The sequence below is a fragment of the Flavobacterium sp. KKT103 genome, from assembly GCF_055640565.1.
In genome coordinates, this window is record NZ_CM145766.1 from 309,307 (window position 1) to 325,829 (window position 16,523).

The 16,523-nt window shown below is 33.8% G+C and carries 19 protein-coding genes; 7 read left to right on the forward strand and 12 right to left on the reverse strand.

Annotation, left to right across the window (positions count from 1 at the left end):
• The first annotated feature begins 1 nt into the window (after position 1).
• From ACZ2G0_RS01320 to ACZ2G0_RS01335, 4 genes are read left to right on the forward strand one after another with little or no spacing between them, the layout of a single operon-like run.
• Positions 2-1,009 carry a Kelch repeat-containing protein gene (locus ACZ2G0_RS01320; RefSeq protein ID WP_470308663.1) on the forward strand — a complete coding sequence of 336 codons (1,008 nt, stop codon included), beginning with the start codon at positions 2-4 and terminating at the stop codon, positions 1,007-1,009.
• Positions 981-1,355 carry a DUF4907 domain-containing protein gene (locus ACZ2G0_RS01325; protein ID WP_470308664.1) on the forward strand — a complete coding sequence of 125 codons (375 nt, stop codon included), beginning with the start codon at positions 981-983 and terminating at the stop codon, positions 1,353-1,355. The genes ACZ2G0_RS01320 and ACZ2G0_RS01325 overlap by 29 nt, the downstream gene beginning before the upstream one ends.
• Entirely contained in the window at positions 1,356-2,444 is a 1,089-nt protein-coding gene (locus ACZ2G0_RS01330; RefSeq protein WP_470308665.1) for a sensor histidine kinase, read from the forward strand.
• Between the two features lie 34 nt (positions 2,445-2,478).
• Positions 2,479-3,195 carry a LytR/AlgR family response regulator transcription factor gene (locus ACZ2G0_RS01335; RefSeq protein WP_470308666.1) on the forward strand — a complete coding sequence of 239 codons (717 nt, stop codon included), beginning with the start codon at positions 2,479-2,481 and terminating at the stop codon, positions 3,193-3,195.
• 3 nt (positions 3,196-3,198) lie between these two features.
• Here ACZ2G0_RS01335 and ACZ2G0_RS01340 read toward each other — a convergent pair whose 3' ends face one another.
• Both ACZ2G0_RS01340 and ACZ2G0_RS01345 read right to left on the reverse strand, forming a co-directional pair.
• Entirely contained in the window at positions 3,199-3,717 is a 519-nt protein-coding gene (locus tag ACZ2G0_RS01340) for a gamma carbonic anhydrase family protein (protein ID WP_470308667.1), read from the reverse strand.
• A gap of 17 nt (positions 3,718-3,734) precedes the next feature.
• Positions 3,735-4,736, reverse strand: a complete 1,002-nt coding sequence (locus ACZ2G0_RS01345) for a PorP/SprF family type IX secretion system membrane protein (RefSeq protein WP_470308668.1) — start codon at positions 4,734-4,736, stop codon at positions 3,735-3,737.
• Between the two features lie 153 nt (positions 4,737-4,889).
• On the opposite strand from ACZ2G0_RS01345, the gene ACZ2G0_RS01350 reads away from it, so the two are divergent.
• Together ACZ2G0_RS01350 and ACZ2G0_RS01355 are read left to right on the forward strand one after the other, a co-directional pair.
• Positions 4,890-5,789 carry a NifU family protein gene (locus ACZ2G0_RS01350; protein WP_470308669.1) on the forward strand — a complete coding sequence of 300 codons (900 nt, stop codon included), beginning with the start codon at positions 4,890-4,892 and terminating at the stop codon, positions 5,787-5,789.
• 350 nt (positions 5,790-6,139) lie between these two features.
• A complete protein-coding gene (locus ACZ2G0_RS01355) occupies positions 6,140-6,973 on the forward strand; it encodes a mechanosensitive ion channel family protein (protein WP_470308670.1) in 834 nt (277 codons plus the stop codon).
• Between the two features lie 6 nt (positions 6,974-6,979).
• Here ACZ2G0_RS01355 and tsaB read toward each other — a convergent pair whose 3' ends face one another.
• From tsaB to ACZ2G0_RS01370, 3 genes are read right to left on the reverse strand one after another with little or no spacing between them, the layout of a single operon-like run.
• The gene (tsaB, locus tag ACZ2G0_RS01360) at positions 6,980-7,648 is read right to left on the reverse strand and encodes a tRNA (adenosine(37)-N6)-threonylcarbamoyltransferase complex dimerization subunit type 1 TsaB (RefSeq protein WP_470308671.1); all 669 of its coding nucleotides are present in this window, start codon (positions 7,646-7,648) and stop codon (positions 6,980-6,982) included.
• 46 nt (positions 7,649-7,694) lie between these two features.
• The gene (locus ACZ2G0_RS01365) at positions 7,695-8,984 is read right to left on the reverse strand and encodes an efflux RND transporter periplasmic adaptor subunit (RefSeq protein ID WP_470308672.1); all 1,290 of its coding nucleotides are present in this window, start codon (positions 8,982-8,984) and stop codon (positions 7,695-7,697) included.
• A 6-nt stretch (positions 8,985-8,990) separates the two neighbouring features.
• Positions 8,991-10,427: a TolC family protein gene (locus tag ACZ2G0_RS01370; RefSeq protein WP_470309800.1), complete on the reverse strand. Its 1,437-nt coding sequence runs from the start codon at positions 10,425-10,427 to the stop codon at positions 8,991-8,993.
• Positions 10,428-10,899: 472 nt separating this feature from the next.
• On the opposite strand from ACZ2G0_RS01370, the gene ACZ2G0_RS01375 reads away from it, so the two are divergent.
• Complete coding sequence (locus tag ACZ2G0_RS01375; RefSeq protein WP_470308673.1) at positions 10,900-12,303, forward strand: DUF4403 family protein; 1,404 nt, start codon at positions 10,900-10,902, stop codon at positions 12,301-12,303.
• Positions 12,304-12,307: 4 nt separating this feature from the next.
• On the opposite strand, the gene ACZ2G0_RS01380 is transcribed toward ACZ2G0_RS01375, so the two are convergent.
• The 7 genes from ACZ2G0_RS01380 to ACZ2G0_RS01410 all read right to left on the reverse strand — a co-directional run bounded on the left by ACZ2G0_RS01380 (position 12,308) and on the right by ACZ2G0_RS01410 (position 16,523).
• Positions 12,308-12,505, reverse strand: coding sequence for a hypothetical protein (locus ACZ2G0_RS01380; RefSeq protein ID WP_470309801.1), 198 nt, complete (start codon positions 12,503-12,505; stop codon positions 12,308-12,310).
• Between the two features lie 64 nt (positions 12,506-12,569).
• Positions 12,570-13,109, reverse strand: a complete 540-nt coding sequence (locus ACZ2G0_RS01385; protein WP_470308674.1) for a DUF420 domain-containing protein — start codon at positions 13,107-13,109, stop codon at positions 12,570-12,572.
• Between the two features lie 4 nt (positions 13,110-13,113).
• Complete coding sequence (locus ACZ2G0_RS01390; protein WP_470308675.1) at positions 13,114-13,800, reverse strand: SCO family protein; 687 nt, start codon at positions 13,798-13,800, stop codon at positions 13,114-13,116.
• A 9-nt stretch (positions 13,801-13,809) separates the two neighbouring features.
• On the reverse strand, positions 13,810-14,451 hold the full coding sequence (locus ACZ2G0_RS01395; protein WP_470308676.1) for a hypothetical protein: 642 nt from the start codon (positions 14,449-14,451) through the stop codon (positions 13,810-13,812).
• Positions 14,452-14,537: 86 nt separating this feature from the next.
• Complete coding sequence (locus tag ACZ2G0_RS01400; RefSeq protein WP_470308677.1) at positions 14,538-14,894, reverse strand: cytochrome C oxidase subunit IV family protein; 357 nt, start codon at positions 14,892-14,894, stop codon at positions 14,538-14,540.
• Positions 14,895-14,912: 18 nt separating this feature from the next.
• Positions 14,913-15,893 (reverse strand): cytochrome c oxidase subunit 3, encoded by a 981-nt coding sequence (locus tag ACZ2G0_RS01405; protein WP_470308678.1) that lies wholly within the window; start codon positions 15,891-15,893, stop codon positions 14,913-14,915.
• Positions 15,894-15,935: 42 nt separating this feature from the next.
• On the reverse strand, positions 15,936-16,523 hold the full coding sequence (locus ACZ2G0_RS01410; RefSeq protein ID WP_470308679.1) for a cytochrome c oxidase subunit 3: 588 nt from the start codon (positions 16,521-16,523) through the stop codon (positions 15,936-15,938).

The window sequence follows — 16,523 nt, forward strand, 5'->3', positions numbered from 1 at the left end:
GATGAATATTTTAGGAAAAGGTAGATTAGTAGTTGCTCTCCTCTCGGGTTTAGTGATGGTTAGCTGTAGTAATGATGACACGGATACGGAATTAGTTGGAAACTGGATAAAAAAATCCTCTTTTGATGGGCCAGCGCGATCAAGCGCAACGAGTTTTGTCATTGGAAGTTTTGCATATGTAGCCACTGGTTACACGGGAGATGAATACTTGAAGGATTTGTGGGCTTACGACTCCGAAGGTGATTATTGGCAACAAAAGGCTGATTTTACTGGAGTAGGCAGAAGTGCTGCTTCGGCATTTGAGCTTAATTCTAAAGGCTACCTAGGCTTGGGCTATGACGGAGTTAATAAGTTAAAAGATTTTTATGAATACGATCCCATTGCTAACACCTGGACACAAAAAGCTGATTTTGCTGGTACAGCTCGTTATTCAGCAGTAGGATTTCAGGCGGCTAACAAAGCCTATTTTGGTACAGGATATGATGGTAATTATTTAAAAGACTTCTACCAATATACACCATCGAATGATACCTGGACATTAGTTAATGGATTTAGCGGAAATAAAAGAAGAGGTGCAAGTACATTTGTCATAGACAATAAAGTATATTTAGGACTAGGAGTAAATAGTGGAACGTATCAAGTAGATTTTTGGATGTTTGATCCAGCCACAGATACATGGACCAGAAAAAATGACATAGACCAAGACACAAGCGATGATTATTCATTCAATGATGAGTATGTGATCGTGCGCTCAAGTGCTTCAGCTTTCTCAATGAATGGATTAGGGTATATTGGCTGTGGTGAAAATACGAGGACGATTTGGGAATATAATCCTAATTCAGATATTTGGGTCCAAAAAACTTCACTTGAAGGATCTGCAAGAACAGATGCAATTGGATTTGCCATTAATCAACGTGGTTTTTTACTGCTTGGACGAACTGGATCAAGCTATTTTGACGATGCCTGGGAATTTAAACCTAATGATACGCAAAGTGATGATGATAATTAATACCACAAAAAGATTCTTCTGGAGTAAAATCCAGGAGAATTTTGTCATAAATAGTAAGCAAACCATTCTACTGTTATTTATTTTTGCTTTATTTACCGCTTGCAACACCAATCAAAAACTAGAAGTTAAAGCAATAAAAGTTAACTCAGGCTGGGGCTATACCATTTCAAATGCCCAGAAAATAATAATCAAACAAACTATAATTCCTGCCATTAGCGAGAATAAAAGCTTCCAAACTGAAGAAGATGCCTTGAAAGTTGGGAAGCTAGTTTTAGAAAAATTGAATAAAAATAGTTCTCCATCAGTTACACAAAAAGATTTAATTTTATTATCGATAAAAACATAAATGACCATAGACCGATTAAAATACAATACGACCAACAAAATACTAATCCATAGTATTATTTGGTGTTTTATCATGGTGACCTCCCTAATTTCTTTTTATGAAAGTTTTTTAGTCATAAACCTTGATTTTTATGTTCAATGGTTTACCGGTATTATGCTATTTTACTTCAACTATTTCTACTTAGTTCCAAAATTATTATTGCAAAAGAAATACTGGACATTTGTTACAATCGTCTTATCTATTATCACCTTTTTTACGGTAATCCGAATTTTATATTTCCTACCTGAATTTAGGCAATTTGAAAATACAAAGATTTTCAATGCAACAGGACAAGAAATCATAAGACCATTGCGTCTGCAGCGAAAAGGCCCTTTTATCATGAGGATCTTCCCATCGATCTTTTACATTTTTATAATTGCTTCTAGCACCGTATTACGAACCTTATCCGGTTTTTACGATAATGAGCAAAACAAGCTAATTGCAGAGGCGAATAGAACAACAACCGAACTCACTTACCTCAGGAAACAAACCAATCCGCATTTTTTATTCAATGCACTCAATAGTATTTATTCTTTAGCTTACAAGAAATCAGATTTGGTGCCCGATGCCATCGTAACTTTATCAGAGATGATGCGCTACATGTTATATGAAACAGATAACATAACGGTTCCATTAGAAAAAGAAATCAACTATATCAAGAACTACATTGAACTTCAAAAGTTACGGTTGAATAATATTGAAAATATCTTCATAAATATTCATGGCGAAACAAGAAATAAACAAATAGAACCACTGCTATTGATATCTTTTATAGAAAATGCCTTTAAATATGGAACAGATTATAAAGGAGTTGCTCATGTCAAAATAAAAATAAATATTACCGATTCTGTTTTAGACTTTTGGATAGAAAATAGAATGGAACACTACGTTAAAGATGTTGAAAATTCAGGTATTGGATTGAATAATATAGAAAGTAGACTAAATTTACTTTATCCAGATACACACAAGCTAACAATAACAGAGACAGAAATCAATTATAGCGTACATTTGAATTTAATTTTAGACGATGCAACAACATCTCGGACCTAAAAAAATTCTTTTAAATCAATACAAAAGCAACCTTATGAAATGTGTTATTATAGATGACGAGCCTTTAGCAGTTGATTTAATTAAGGAGTTTGTTAGCAAAGTAGAAACGCTTGAACTTGTCAACACTTTTAACAATGCTATTGATGCCATTTCCATGATTAATCAAACTAATATAGATTTGGTTTTTTTAGATATCGAAATGCCTCATTTTACTGGGATTGAATTCATCAATGCAATTGATAAAAAACCCTTAATCATATTCACGACTGCCTATTCTGAATACGCGGTAGAAGGATTTAATTTGGGTGCTGTTGATTATTTGGTAAAACCAATACCTTTTCATCGATTTCTTAAATCAGTACTGAGAGCGCAGCAAATCTTTAACCCACAAGCAACTTTAGCTCCCATAGCTAACGCAGCTACAGCTCCTGAAGTTGACCAAGATTTTATGTTTGTTCGTGCCGAATACGAAAATGTAAAGTTGAATTTTGATGATATTTTATATATCGAAGGCCTTAAGGATTATGTTAAAATACACACTACTGACAATAAATACACTCTAACACTTACCAGCTTAATCAAGCTCGAAAACTTATTATCGTCTAAAGGTTTTGCACGCATTCACCGCTCTTACATTATTAATATAAAGCATGTAAAATCAATCCAAAAAAATAAAGTAATAATTAATGAAAAAAGAGTACCTATTAGTGAAAGTTACAAAAATTCATTTTATGAAAGAATAAAAATATAAAAACTACTCCTCCTCTTTAAACCAGCTAGAGTACATTACATAATTATTAGAAATACGTTCGATCTCGCCTGCAAAATTAGATTGATCAATATCCTTGACTTTTTTAGCAGGAACACCAGCCCAAATAGTACCTGATGAAACAGTAGTATTTTGGGTGATTACAGCGCCAGCTGCCACGATAGAATTACTTTCGATGACACAATTATCCATCACGATGGCTCCCATACCTATTAGCACATTGTCATGAATGGTACAACCATGTACGATTGCATTATGACCAATTGATACATTATTACCTATAACCGTTGGGTGTTTTTTATACGTACAATGAATTACAGCTCCGTCTTGAATATTGACTTTATTCCCGATACGAATCGAATTGACATCGCCACGTATCACAGCATTAAACCACACACTACAAGAATCGCCAAAACTAACATCACCCACGATAGTGGCGTTTTCGGCAACATAACAATCGGTTGGAATAGACGGTAAGATACCGTTCACTGCTTTTATTAACATGATGTATTTAGGGTGCTTTAGTTTATAGCTGGACAGTTACACTCGTATTTCTCAGGCTTACAAAATAAGTTAATCCCGATAGTAATTTGGTGAAAGCCACCATTATCAAATTTAACAGGACCTGTCACATGCGAGTACGTATAGGCAAACATAAAGTTATCGACATTAACACCAATAATTGGAGTAATATATTGTAATTTTTGACTGAATACCGCGCCACTGTTATCCGTATAGTTTGCACCATCTAAACTGCGACGGTAAGACAAACCGGCCCAAATAGACCCAAAATCTATATTTTTGTACGCCTTTAAGTTAACATCAATAGCCTTCTCCTTAGTTTTATCGGTATATTGAAACAATAAGGAAGGTTCCCATAATATCCTTTGCTTATCTCCAAACACATAACCTGCACTTAACAAATACTTTCGTAAGTTGTCACTTTCATATTCGGTGTAAATATTTCGTCTTGTTTCGATCGCATTTTTTATAGTTCCATGGACATAAAAATCAAGATAATTATAAGAGGCACCAATATCCATATTAAAATAAGAATCTTTTTGAACTACCGTACCATCAATAATGGGATCGAAATTACCTGAATTCCTAAAACTCGTTTCGTCTAACTGACTTTGAATTAAACCTCCGCTGATACCAAATGACAATTGATTTAAATCGATCTCATCACGAGAGAACATTAAATGATAGGCATAAGTAAATTTCACTCCTTTTTGAGAATGGTAACCGTTTTTATCATTAAAAATAATAATTCCAGCTCCTGCTTTCTCTCCTACTCGCCCATTAAAACTAGCTGTTTGTAGCTCTGGAGCATCTTCTTGACCAAACCATTGCTTTCTACCAGTCACTCTTAATTTTGCACAATTTGCCGCACCAGCCATCGAAGGATGAATCAAATAGTAATTATCAGATAGGTAATCAGAATACACTGCGATGTCTTCTTGTGCGGTACAGGACAGGCTAAAAATAAAAAGTGCAATTAAAATTTTAAAGTTGTTATACATGTAATGCATTAGTCTAAGATGAATAGTAACCAATTAAAAATCAATTTAAAAACGGAACAAACTTTAAAATAAAGTTAATTTCTAAATTAATAAACCAAATATAGGTATTCATAGAAAATAACTTTACTAAATTTGTAAAAATTTACAAAAATCATGACAAAATTAATTATAAAAGAAACTCAGAATCCTACTATATTAAAATTTGAATTTGAAGATTTTATTACTCAAAACGAAAATTTTGAATTTAAAAACATAGATGAGGCAAAAGAGTCACCACTTGCACAACAACTATTTTATTTACCTTTTGTTAAAACGGTATATATCTCAGGAAATTTCATCGCTATCGAAAAATTTAGTATAGTAGAATGGGATGACGTTAAAGATGCAGTTGCAGAACAAATTTCAACATTCGTAGACAACGGCGGTGTGATCATTACGGTTACGGAAAACAAAGTAAAAAAACAGCCAATCACTGTTTATGGTGAATCTACACCTAACCCATCCGCTTTGAAGTTTGTAGTGAGTAGAATGCTTACTAAAAACGCTATCGAGTTTAAAAATATCGACCAAACAGAAGCTTCTCCACTGGCAAAAGAGTTATTTAAATTCCCTTATGTAAAAGAAATATTTATTGATGAAAATTATATTTCTGTTACTAAATACGAAATTATTAGTTGGGATGAAATTACTTTAGAATTACGAACTTTCATTAAACAATACATTGAAAATGGAGGTACGGTTTTAGACGAAACGGTTCTTGTGGCAGCTAAAAAAACAGAGGATAATAAAGAACAAGAATTTGATAAATTAGATGTTACCTCACAACAAATCATCAACATACTTGAAGAATACGTTAAACCAGCGGTAGCTGCTGATGGCGGAAACATTGCCTTTGATTCTTATAATGAAGAAACTAAAGTGGTAAAAGTAATTTTGCAAGGAGCATGTAGCGGCTGTCCTTCTTCTACTTTTACTTTGAAATCAGGAATTGAAAACATGCTAAAAAACATGCTTAACGATGAAAAAATTCAGGTTGAAGCATTAAATGCTTAATTGCATTTTTAAATAATACCAAAAGGCATTTCAGTTTATCGAAATGCCTTTTTTTTTGCTCTTTACTAGAATTATAGTAGACTTGTACGACTCCTTATTAACGTCAAAATTATTTTAATTAAAATGTAGTTCTCTTAGTAAGCAGATCTAAACCCCAATTAGGCTACAAAAGCAATACAGTCCATACCAATCGTGCTCGTTTCTTAGTATTGAATAAAATATATAATCCCGAAGAAAACACTTAAATACCTTAGTTTAAAGACTATTTTAACACAACTACAATCGCCATTAATTTGTATTTTTGCATCTTAGGTTATGTCCTAACACCAAAATATAATTACTTGATCAAAATGACTTTGAACCCCAACTATATCGCAGATTACACCGGAAATCTATTAAAAATTGTAATCGATTATTCGCCTAAACTTATTTCTGCCTTTCTAATTTTATTTTTAGGACTGTATTTAATTCGAATAGTTAACCGTTTGGTACGAAAGATAATGGTAAAGCGGGATTTGGATCCTACCTTATCAAAATTTCTTGCCGATATATTATTGTGGGTATTACGCGTTTTACTATTTGTTACCTTTATTTCTAAACTTGGAATAGAAACTTCTTCATTTGTAGCTATTCTTGGAGCGATGGGACTGGCAGTTGGTTTGTCCTTACAAGGATCGTTATCTAATTTTGCAGGAGGAATGTTAATTATACTTTTTAAACCTTTCAGAGTAGGACATTTGATTGAAGCACAAGGAATAATTGCTACAGTTGACGAAATACAGATTTTTGTTACCAAACTCACAACCGCCAACAACCAGACTGTTTTTGTACCCAATGGTGTTTTATCAAACGGCACCATCATCAATTATTCTATGGAAAAATTCAGAAGAGCTGATTTAGTCTTCTCCATATCCTATGACGCGAATATCAAGACAGCAAAAGACATCATTATACATATACTGGAAAACAATCCAAAGGTATTAAAAACTCCTAAGCCGGAAGTTTTTGTAAAAGCATTAACAGATAGTGCTATTCAACTTGCAGTACGACCTTGGGCTACTAACGAAGACTTTAGTTATGTATTTACTCAAACATTAGAAGATTGTAAAAATGCGTTTGACGCAGCAGGAATTGCAATACAACCTTTTGTAAAGGAAATGTCCCGAACAAATATTGATGAATAATAACCTTTATTTCTTGGAGGTAGTAATCATAAAATCTTTCAGATAAAAAGGTTCAAAATAGGCCACATCTACGATTTCATTATTCTTAAATTTCTCAAAACTTAAGACACTCATCTCTTTAGCAGATGGGTATTTAATCTCTTCTAAAAAGAGAAAATTTGGCTTGGCTAAAACTGATGTACATTTATCAGCGCAATCCCCTACAAAGTACATTTTCTCGTTATAATTTTCAAATGAATCTTCAGTGATGATTTCCGCTAGTGTTTCTCTAACGTTATTTACATCAGAGTCAAAAACCGCACTATACACTTCCATTCTTCTAGCATCGAGCATGGGTACAATATAGCCCGATGGTACCTTTACTTGGCTAGCTAGCACCTGAAGCGTATCGACTGCAAGTAGTGGAATTCCCAATGCATAACATAAACCTTTAGCCGCAGAAACGCCTATTCGAAGACCGGTATAAGACCCTGGCCCTTGACTCACTGCGACTGCACTTAAATCAGCGTACGAAATAGCCGCTTCTTTTAAACTTTTTTCTATAAATACATGTAAGCGTTCAGCATGAGAATAACCTTCCTCAGCTATTTCGTTACAAATAATAGTTACGCCATCTTGAGCTATTGAAACGGAACAATTTTTAGTCGAAGTTTCAATATTGAGTATATAAGTCAAAATATAATAAGATTAAAGTCTATAATAAGACATCAAAAGTAATTATTTATTTTTTATCCTTATCTGTTTTTATAGTTACTTTATCACCTGAGTTTAAATCTTTACTCACGGTAGTATACGGACCTGTAATCACTACATCACCCTTTTGTAAACCACTAATAATTTCAATATTAGCATCATCTTGAATACCCGTTTTTACAATTCTAATTTTAGCCTTATCTCCTACTTTAACAAAAACACACTCAAATTTCTTATCGCTCTTAGGCGCCATTTTCTTCTCGTCTTCCGTAGGAACCATTTTAATATCTTTGGTCGAAGCTGTATCTGATTTTACAACTACAGAGCTAATAGGAACTGCTAAAATATTCTTTTTTGTTTTAGTTATAATATCAACAGTAGCCGTCATCCCTGGTCGGAAAGGAGAATAGGTTGCAGGCTTCCCTACTAGTAGATCTTCATATGACTCTTTTAATATTCTAACTTTAACTTTAAAATTGGTCACTTGATCTGCGGTTAAGGCTGAACTAGCAGAATTAGAAATACTCGTTACCGTCCCTTTAAATTGCTTTTTTAAGTAAGCATCTACTTCCACATTAGCTAAATCGCCTACCTTTATTTTAACAATATCATTTTCGTTAACATCCACTTCAACTTCCATATTGTTCAAGTTAGCTACTCTCAATATTTCAGTACCAGTCATTTGTTGCGTTCCCAAAACTCGTTCCCCTAATTCTACATTAAGCATCGAAATTGTACCATCAGCTGGAGCATAAATAATAGTTCTTCCTAAGTTATCTTTTGCTTCATTAACAGAAGCTGAAGCACTTTGAACACTAAAATAAGCGGATTGTTTCGTAGCTTTTGCTACATCAAAAGATGCCACTGCTTTATCCCAATCTGATTTTGAAATAATTCCTTTTTCAAATAATGTTTTATTACGATCGTAACTTGCCTTTGCTTCTTTATATTGAGCGTCAGCTTGAGTAAGTCCAGCTTTTGAACCAGATAATCCAGCAATGGTACGGTTTAAACTAGATGTATATAAATCAGGATTGATTTTAACTAATAATTCTCCCTTTCTAACTACCTGTCCTTCTTTAACTGGCAAGGCTATGATTTCACCTGATACCATTGACGAAATTTTAACTTCGATCTCAGGCTGAATTTTCCCGGTTGCCGATACCGTTTCTACCACGGTTGTCGTATTTACTTGTGCGGTTTCTATCTCAATTCCTTGGTCTTTTTTACCTATTATTCCTGCTTTTGAAAGCGCAATCAAGGCGATGATTACCACTACTACTCCACCAACGATACTATAAATTGTTTTTTTTGACATGATAAATTAATTTTTGATAATTGGAATTCCGAAGTAAAACTCTAGTATTTTTATTTTAAAAATGTAGTCGTATTTCGTTCTTAAAACTTCTGACTGAGCTGTTGCAAGCAAGGTTTGAGATTGGCTTAAATCAAATGCATTCATTAAACCTACGTTATAGCGCTCCTTAGCATAGTTGTACGATTGCTCTCTTGAGTCTAATGCCGTAAGTGCTGATTCGTATGATTTCAATGCACCTTTAGCATCAACAAATGCGGTGTATACATTACGCTGTAAAGTTAAGCTTTGTTGTTCCAAAGCGATTTTTGACTTTTCTAATGTTACTTTTGATCGTTCCACATTATTACGAGCAGCGAATCCATTAAAAATGGGTACACTAAGCTGTACACCAAATGATTGTCCTTTGTTCGTATTAAATTGATCAAAGAACGGTGCTGGATTCCCTAAAACTCTTGTAAAGTTTGGGCTCAAAACATTTTGATTCGTTCCTTGCACAAATCCAACAACTGAGGTAGGATTTGCAGCATTTGGTATCACGCCAACAACTCTGTCGCTGTAGGATACCCTTGAATTAAAACTGTAAAACCCTTGTAGTGTTGGTTGGTAACCCCCTTTTGCAATAGCAACGTTTTTTTCGGCTATTTCAAGATTTGTTTCCGCTATTTTTAATTCAGTTCTACCTTCTTTTGCTTTTGCATAAATACTTGTTGGCGTTTCCAATAAGATATTATTCTCGTCTTTCGCTGCCGTATCATCCACAACATCAAAGGAATCAAAATCTTCCAACTGAAGCAATTGCGCAAGACTTAATTTGGATATTAATAATGAATTTTCAGCATTTATTACCCTTTGATTGTCAGACGCTAAAGTAGCCTTCACATCAAACAAATCTCCTTTGGGAATCGTACCTGCATTTACTAATTCCTGAGAACGCGCTAATTGCTTTTGGTCAATTCCTAATTGTTCGTTTTGAACTTTTAGATTTTCTTTATTGAATAAGACTTGTAGGAAAGCATTAGCTACATTCAATGCTATATCTTCTTGAATTTTCAGAATTTGATATTTGGCTGCAACAACGGATAAATTGGCACGTCTCAATGTATTTTGATTTTGCAATCCTCTATAAATATCGACACCAACGCTAGCTCCTGCAGAGGTAAATTGAGTAGTTTGATTCTGTAGCAATCCAGTAGTAATATCCTGGTTCAAACCAATATTCCATGAATGTGAAGCATTTGCATTCAAAGAAGGAAGAAAACGTCCTAAAGCGCCTCTCTTGTCAATTAATGCCGTTTCACCATCAAGCTCGGTCTGTTTTATAGAAATATTATGCTCCAAAGCATAATTTACACATTCCTGTAAAGTCCATTTCTTCCCTTGTGCATGCGAAAGCAAACTTCCAGAGAAGAGTAGTATTATAGGTATCCAGCTCGGTTTTCTCATATCTTTATAATCAAGGCGGCGCAATGAAGCACACAAATTTAACATTTATTAAAACCAAAAATAAATCTGACGATCTAAATAGTAGTTACAACTAAAAAATCTTTGCTAATAGGTTCCAATCTTTCATAATGCAGTTCATAGCTTCTATCTTGGCAATTGTTCACTGCCACATTATAGTTGTTCATTTACTACAAAATCGCACTGCTACAAAATCATCGCTTCATCAAATCCTTACATCCAAACCAAGAATTACTCCTATTAATTTTCAGTAATGACAATATTAAAAATGATTTATATACCCATAAGACTTCGGTCCTGTTAAATTGTTACACTTTAATCCTAAAAATTTCGAAACAGCACTTCTCTTAGCAACAAGTTAAACAGATTTAGACAAATTTTGCTGTTTAACAAAAGAGTATCTGCAAGATTACGTCTTTTAAAATTGTTTACTTTTGTAAAAAAAAAAAGAAAAATGCTTCGAAAAATAGCGAGCCTACTTGCCCTTACCGTTTTGTTTTTAGGATGTTCCACTAGTCAAAAGATTAACACCTTACGACCTGAGCCAGATGATGCTTCGCCAGTAGTGTATGACAACAGCCCGTCGTTTATTAATTTACCCATAAGTATTGCATTAAAAGATATTGAAAACCAAACTAACGCTTATTTAAACGGTTTGATTTATGAGGACAATACTATTGAAGATGACAATGTCGAAATCAAAATATGGAAGCTAGCACCAATCACAATAGTAAATGAAAACGCCAAGGGTTCAGAGCGAATTAAAACCATCCTTCCCCTAAAAGCACTAATAAAATACCGCATAGGAACCAAAACTATGGGAGTAGACCTCTATAAAACACAAGAGTTCAATTTAAATGGAATAGTTACGCTTAGTAGCTCAGTGACACTAAATAATTGGAGACTAAAAACAAAAACTGAGTTAAAGTCTCTTGAGTGGAATGAGAGTCCAACAATGACGGTCTTGGGTAAAAACGTCCCTGTAACCTACATCATCAATCCCACTGTTAAACTCTTTCGATCTAAAATAGAAAAAAGCATTGATGACGCCATCGAAAAAGCAATGGATTTTAAACCGAATGTATTAGCAACTTTGGAAACCCTATGCACACCTTTCAAAATGAACGAAGATTACGAAAGTTGGTTGCGAATCGTTCCTATCGAAATTTATTCAACTGCAGCGCATTTAAAAAACGATTCGTTTTTGTTAGACATGGGTATGAAATGCACTATGGAAACGCTGATAGGCCAAAAACCAGAAAAGCAGTTTGATGCCACAAAAATAATCTTGAAACCTGTAGCAAAGATTCCAAATCAAGTTACAACTAATATTGTTGCAGTTTCAACTTACGCCGATGCATCTAAAATTATTCGGAAGAATTTTGCAGGACAAGATTTCACTTCTGGATCAAAAAAAGTGACCGTGAAAGATGTTACTATTTGGCATAAAAACGACAAAATGGTTATTGCGTTAGCACTTCAAGGATCGATTAACGGAACTATTTACTTGACTGGTTTCCCAAAATACAATGACCAAACCAAAGAAATATATTTCGATCAACTAGAATACGTATTGGATACTAAAAGTAAATTAATGCGAACTGCAAACTGGCTTGCCCAAGGAATCATCCTTAAAAAGATCGAAGAAAATTGCCGCTATTCCATCAAACCAAATCTAGAAGAAGGCAAGAAAACCATGCTCAATTATTTAAAAAACTACTCTCCGATGCCAGGAATATATGTAAATGGTAAAATGGAAGATATTCAGTTCAAAAAAATAGAACTAACGAATAATGCTATTTTGGCATTTATAAAAATAAACGGAGAAATTAACGTTAGTGTTAACGGCTTAAAGTAAGCACTTACTTTACTTTCTTTTTTCGCATTCTATAAACTGCGTAACCTATCGCTGCCACTAAAACATAAGGTATTACCATTAAATATACTATTCCATCATTAACTGCTTGCGCCTGCGCTTTATTCGATTCTCCTCCTAATGCAGCACGGCACATGGCACATTGCGCACTAGCAACAGTACTAAACAAAAAAAACAACACCATTAGAAAGCCTAGCTTTATGCTACTTTGCTTGAAATAGGTAGTAACGACTTTTAGTATTGAATATTTATACATAATAAGGTGAAATCATTAGATACACTATTACTCCTGTAACAGCTACATACAACCAAATTGGAAAGGTGATCTTTGCAATTTTCTTGTGCTGATCAAAAAGTTCTGACAAAGCTCTTACATAAGTAACCAACACCAAAGGAATAACTATAACTGATAAGACGATATGAGTAAATAAAATAAAATAATACACATACTTAACAACTCCGTCTCCTCCAAATTTTGTTGAATCAGTAGTCATATGATATGCGACATACATGCCTAAGAAAGCAACAGAACAAGCTATTGCCGACTTCATTAAATTCTCATGTAATCTTCGATTACCATTTTTAATTGCTAATACTGCTGTAACTAATAAAACAGCAGTTAATCCGTTTATTGAGGCATAAATTGGAGGTAAAAAAGTGAGTGGCTCTACATTAAAACCCATCTTTTTTAGGTTTACTGTAAAAAGAAGCACCACTACTAACGGAATAGCAACCGACAAAATGATAATCCAATTTTTATATTTCAACTGCGTATTTTGCTTTTCCATAACTTTATTCTTTTAATAATATACTGATATCTTGTTGAATATTGCGAACCCCCTCCTTTTCTAAACCATCGTAGTATAGTATAGGGTTTCCAAAATTATCTTTCCTACAACGGATATTTCCATTCTTATCAATTAAAGCAAATAAGCCTGAATGCTCAAAACCGCCATTAACCTTACTATTTTCTCCAGCATAAAGGTTAAATCCCTTGTTTGCCAAATCAAAAATGGTTTGTCTATCTCCTGTTAAAAAATTCCAATTTGAAGAAGTTGCACCAAGTAGTTGTGCATGCTCTTTCAAAACTGCTGGTGTATCATGAGCCGGATCAATAGTTATAGATACAATACCGAAATTAGGATTTCCAAAAAACTTTTTCTCTATACTTAACATACTCTGATTCATCTTCGGGCAAATCGTAGGACAGGTCGTAAAGAAAAACTCTAAAACATAAACTTTACCTTTATACGTTTCATTTGAAATTTTTTGGTTGTTTTGATTTACTAATTGAAATTTAGGCGATGGTCCAATCATTTCTAATTTGCCATCAGATGTAGCAACCCCACTTACATGATCCAAACGATCCGCTTTTACAACAGACCCATCTTGAATACGGTTTAAAATTTTAGGTATTGCATAAATCCCAAAAACCAGAATAACAAAAGAAATACCTATGTATGATTTGTTTTTGAACATAATAATAAATTAAAGTTGCTTTGTAGCATTATGATTTTTCTTCAATGCCGCACGGTATTCGTATAAGATAATTTTAAAATCATCTATCATTTCATTACTTAGATCCGAAGGATGAAAAGTATCATAACCCTCTTTATATTCTTTTACTTCTTTACGACCTCTTAAATTCCTCGCTTTATCAACGATATAAACCATTGGTGTTCCCGCATGTTTATCCAATGATCCTTTTAATTTAAGGCTTTTGTAATAGGTATTTATATTTTCAGGAGTTGTGAAAACGAAATGCCATTGCGACACATCAGTAAACTCATCTAAGGCATCTAAAATCTTTTTGATGTCATTTTCAGTTCCAATTGGACATACCATAACAAACTGTAAATCTTTAAAGGCATGGTACCGTTGGTATACCTTCTCGTTAAGATTAAAAAGATTTCCTCTGTTTTTTAAAATATCAGAACCTGAGAAACCTAAAATCGTGATTTTTCCATTTAAAGTAACTTCTTCACCATGTAACGATTCCCACTTCCCTAAATCAGGAACTGAAGGAGAAATAACAGGTAATGTTGTAAAGCCATTTACACCCGATGCAAAGAAAAGATAGGCAACGATAGGAAGTATAAAAAGGACAAAAAGAACAATGTTTTTTTTCATTTGAAAGGGAAATATATAGGATACAAAAATAAAACAAAAAAGGGCATTCGCCTCGACGAATACCCTTTTTTTGAATTAATATAATGTTAAAAATTCCACTTAATTGTTGAATCTTTAAAAACCCCATATATATAATGTCCTTCTGTTAAAAGAATGAAAAGAAGGTATAAAATCAAGAAAATTACTGGTATAACTACCGCTGATCTCAAGCTAGATCTTTCACCTTCCATGTGCATAAATGCCCATACAATGTAATAGGCTTTAAATACAGTTAATCCATAAAAAATCCAATTTAAAAAACTCAAGCCTAAAAAGTGACTAAAGTGTAATGAATCAGGTTTGTAGATACCTAAAATAACTTCTATAATTGTAACCGCAGACAATATTCCGAAAACTTTCCAGATTCTGCTAATATTTGATACATGTTCGTGACCGTGTGACATAATAAAATCTTTTGAAAATTAAACTAGATAGAAAACCGTAAATACGAATACCCAAACTAAATCGACAAAGTGCCAATACAATCCAACCTTCTCTACCATCTCGTAACTTTTTCTTTTCTCGTAGGTTCCTAAAAGAACATTAAAGAAAATAATAATGTTGATGATTACACCTGACAATACGTGGAATCCGTGGAATCCAGTAATGAAGAAGAAGAAATCAGCAAACAATTTACTTCCGTACTCATTTCTTGTCAAATTAGCTCCTTCCACAACGTAAGCTGCTTGAGTTAGCCTCAACTCTGACTCTGCTCTAGAAAGCACCGTTTTCTGCTTTTCTGCAGTAATGGTTTCTGTTCTAATTAAAAGATCAGGATGCGCTTTAAATCCAGCTTGTACTTCGGCAACTGAGTAAGAAGGCAATGATCCTTCTTCCATAAACCACTTCGCTTTATTTCTAGTCAATTGCTCTCTAACTTCGGGTAAAGTAGCAGCAAATTCAGCTAAAGCAACACGTTTACCGTCTTTATCCACAAATTGAAGTAAGCTACCTCCTTTAGTTTCAATAGCACCGTACTCTCCTTTAATGAAGTTTTTCCATTCCCAAGCTTGTGAACCAACAAAGATCCCTCCACCAATGATGGTTAAAAACATATAAAGAACTACTTTATCTTTTTTCATTTGATGTCCAGCATCAACAGCCAAAACCATTGTTACAGATGAAAAAATCAAAATAAATGTCATCAATGCGACATAATACATCGGAGCAGATACCCCATGCATGAACGGAAAGTGTGTAAACACTTCGTCGGCCAATGGCCATGTTTCAATAAATTTAAATCTTGAAAAACCGTAAGCTGCTAAAAATCCAGAGAACGTTAAGGCATCTGATACGATAAAAAACCACATCATCAATTTACCATAACTTGCTCCCATTGGCTGATTTTCGCCGCCTCCCCAAGTTTTTTCTTCACTATTTGCAGTAGTAACTGTCGCTTCCATAAAAGTTATTCGTTAAAAAGTTCCCAAATTTACGTTTTTTTCTTATTTAAAGAAATATAAAAATACAAATAAATAAATCCACAAGAAATCTAAAAAGTGCCAATACATTGCACCTAGTTCTATTCCAAGAGTTTGACTCGAATTGTATTTTTGTTTAAAATGATTATAAATTATAATTAACAATGAAATTAATCCTCCAGCAAGGTGAATCAAGTGCACTACGGTTACAATATACAAAAATGTTGTGGTTATTGAGCTCTCGCTTCCTGTAAAATAATATCCGTTTTCTACAATTTGTCCAAATCCTACAAACTGCAAAATAACAAATAAAATCCCCAATCCCAATGTACTTAAAAGAAATAAAGTAGTCGTACTTTGCTTGTCTTTTTGTATTGCTTTTTTAGCCAAATGAAATGTCACACTACATCCTATTATAGCAATTGTACTATAATAAAAAGCCGTTGGCAATTCAAAATTCTTTAACCAATCTACTCGAGACCTACTCACTACAAATGCACTAGTAAGGCCGGCGAACATCATAGTCATACTGACCATCGCAAACAACAAAATCAACTTGTATGATCGTGCGGTTCTTAACTGATGTTCCTCTGTTGTCATCCTAACTTCCAT

Excerpts from the sequence above, each read along its gene's own strand:
- ACZ2G0_RS01320 (WP_470308663.1), top strand. The coding sequence starts at position 2 with ATGAATATTTTAGGAAAAGGTAGATTAGTAGTTGCTCTCCTCTCGGGT.
- ACZ2G0_RS01325 (WP_470308664.1), top strand. The coding sequence starts at position 981 with ATGATACGCAAAGTGATGATGATAATTAATACCACAAAAAGATTCTTC.
- ACZ2G0_RS01330 (WP_470308665.1), top strand. The coding sequence starts at position 1,356 with ATGACCATAGACCGATTAAAATACAATACGACCAACAAAATACTAATC.
- ACZ2G0_RS01335 (WP_470308666.1), top strand. The coding sequence starts at position 2,479 with ATGAAATGTGTTATTATAGATGACGAGCCTTTAGCAGTTGATTTAATT.
- ACZ2G0_RS01340 (WP_470308667.1), bottom strand. The coding sequence starts at position 3,717 with ATGTTAATAAAAGCAGTGAACGGTATCTTACCGTCTATTCCAACCGAT.
- ACZ2G0_RS01345 (WP_470308668.1), bottom strand. The coding sequence starts at position 4,736 with ATGTATAACAACTTTAAAATTTTAATTGCACTTTTTATTTTTAGCCTG.
- ACZ2G0_RS01350 (WP_470308669.1), top strand. The coding sequence starts at position 4,890 with ATGACAAAATTAATTATAAAAGAAACTCAGAATCCTACTATATTAAAA.
- ACZ2G0_RS01355 (WP_470308670.1), top strand. The coding sequence starts at position 6,140 with ATGACTTTGAACCCCAACTATATCGCAGATTACACCGGAAATCTATTA.
- ACZ2G0_RS01365 (WP_470308672.1), bottom strand. The coding sequence starts at position 8,984 with ATGTCAAAAAAAACAATTTATAGTATCGTTGGTGGAGTAGTAGTGGTA.
- ACZ2G0_RS01370 (WP_470309800.1), bottom strand. The coding sequence starts at position 10,427 with ATGAGAAAACCGAGCTGGATACCTATAATACTACTCTTCTCTGGAAGT.
- ACZ2G0_RS01375 (WP_470308673.1), top strand. The coding sequence starts at position 10,900 with ATGCTTCGAAAAATAGCGAGCCTACTTGCCCTTACCGTTTTGTTTTTA.
- ACZ2G0_RS01380 (WP_470309801.1), bottom strand. The coding sequence starts at position 12,505 with ATGGTGTTGTTTTTTTTGTTTAGTACTGTTGCTAGTGCGCAATGTGCC.
- ACZ2G0_RS01385 (WP_470308674.1), bottom strand. The coding sequence starts at position 13,109 with ATGGAAAAGCAAAATACGCAGTTGAAATATAAAAATTGGATTATCATT.
- ACZ2G0_RS01390 (WP_470308675.1), bottom strand. The coding sequence starts at position 13,800 with ATGTTCAAAAACAAATCATACATAGGTATTTCTTTTGTTATTCTGGTT.
- ACZ2G0_RS01395 (WP_470308676.1), bottom strand. The coding sequence starts at position 14,451 with ATGAAAAAAAACATTGTTCTTTTTGTCCTTTTTATACTTCCTATCGTT.
- ACZ2G0_RS01400 (WP_470308677.1), bottom strand. The coding sequence starts at position 14,894 with ATGTCACACGGTCACGAACATGTATCAAATATTAGCAGAATCTGGAAA.
- ACZ2G0_RS01405 (WP_470308678.1), bottom strand. The coding sequence starts at position 15,893 with ATGGAAGCGACAGTTACTACTGCAAATAGTGAAGAAAAAACTTGGGGA.
- ACZ2G0_RS01410 (WP_470308679.1), bottom strand. The coding sequence starts at position 16,523 with ATGGAAGTTAGGATGACAACAGAGGAACATCAGTTAAGAACCGCACGA.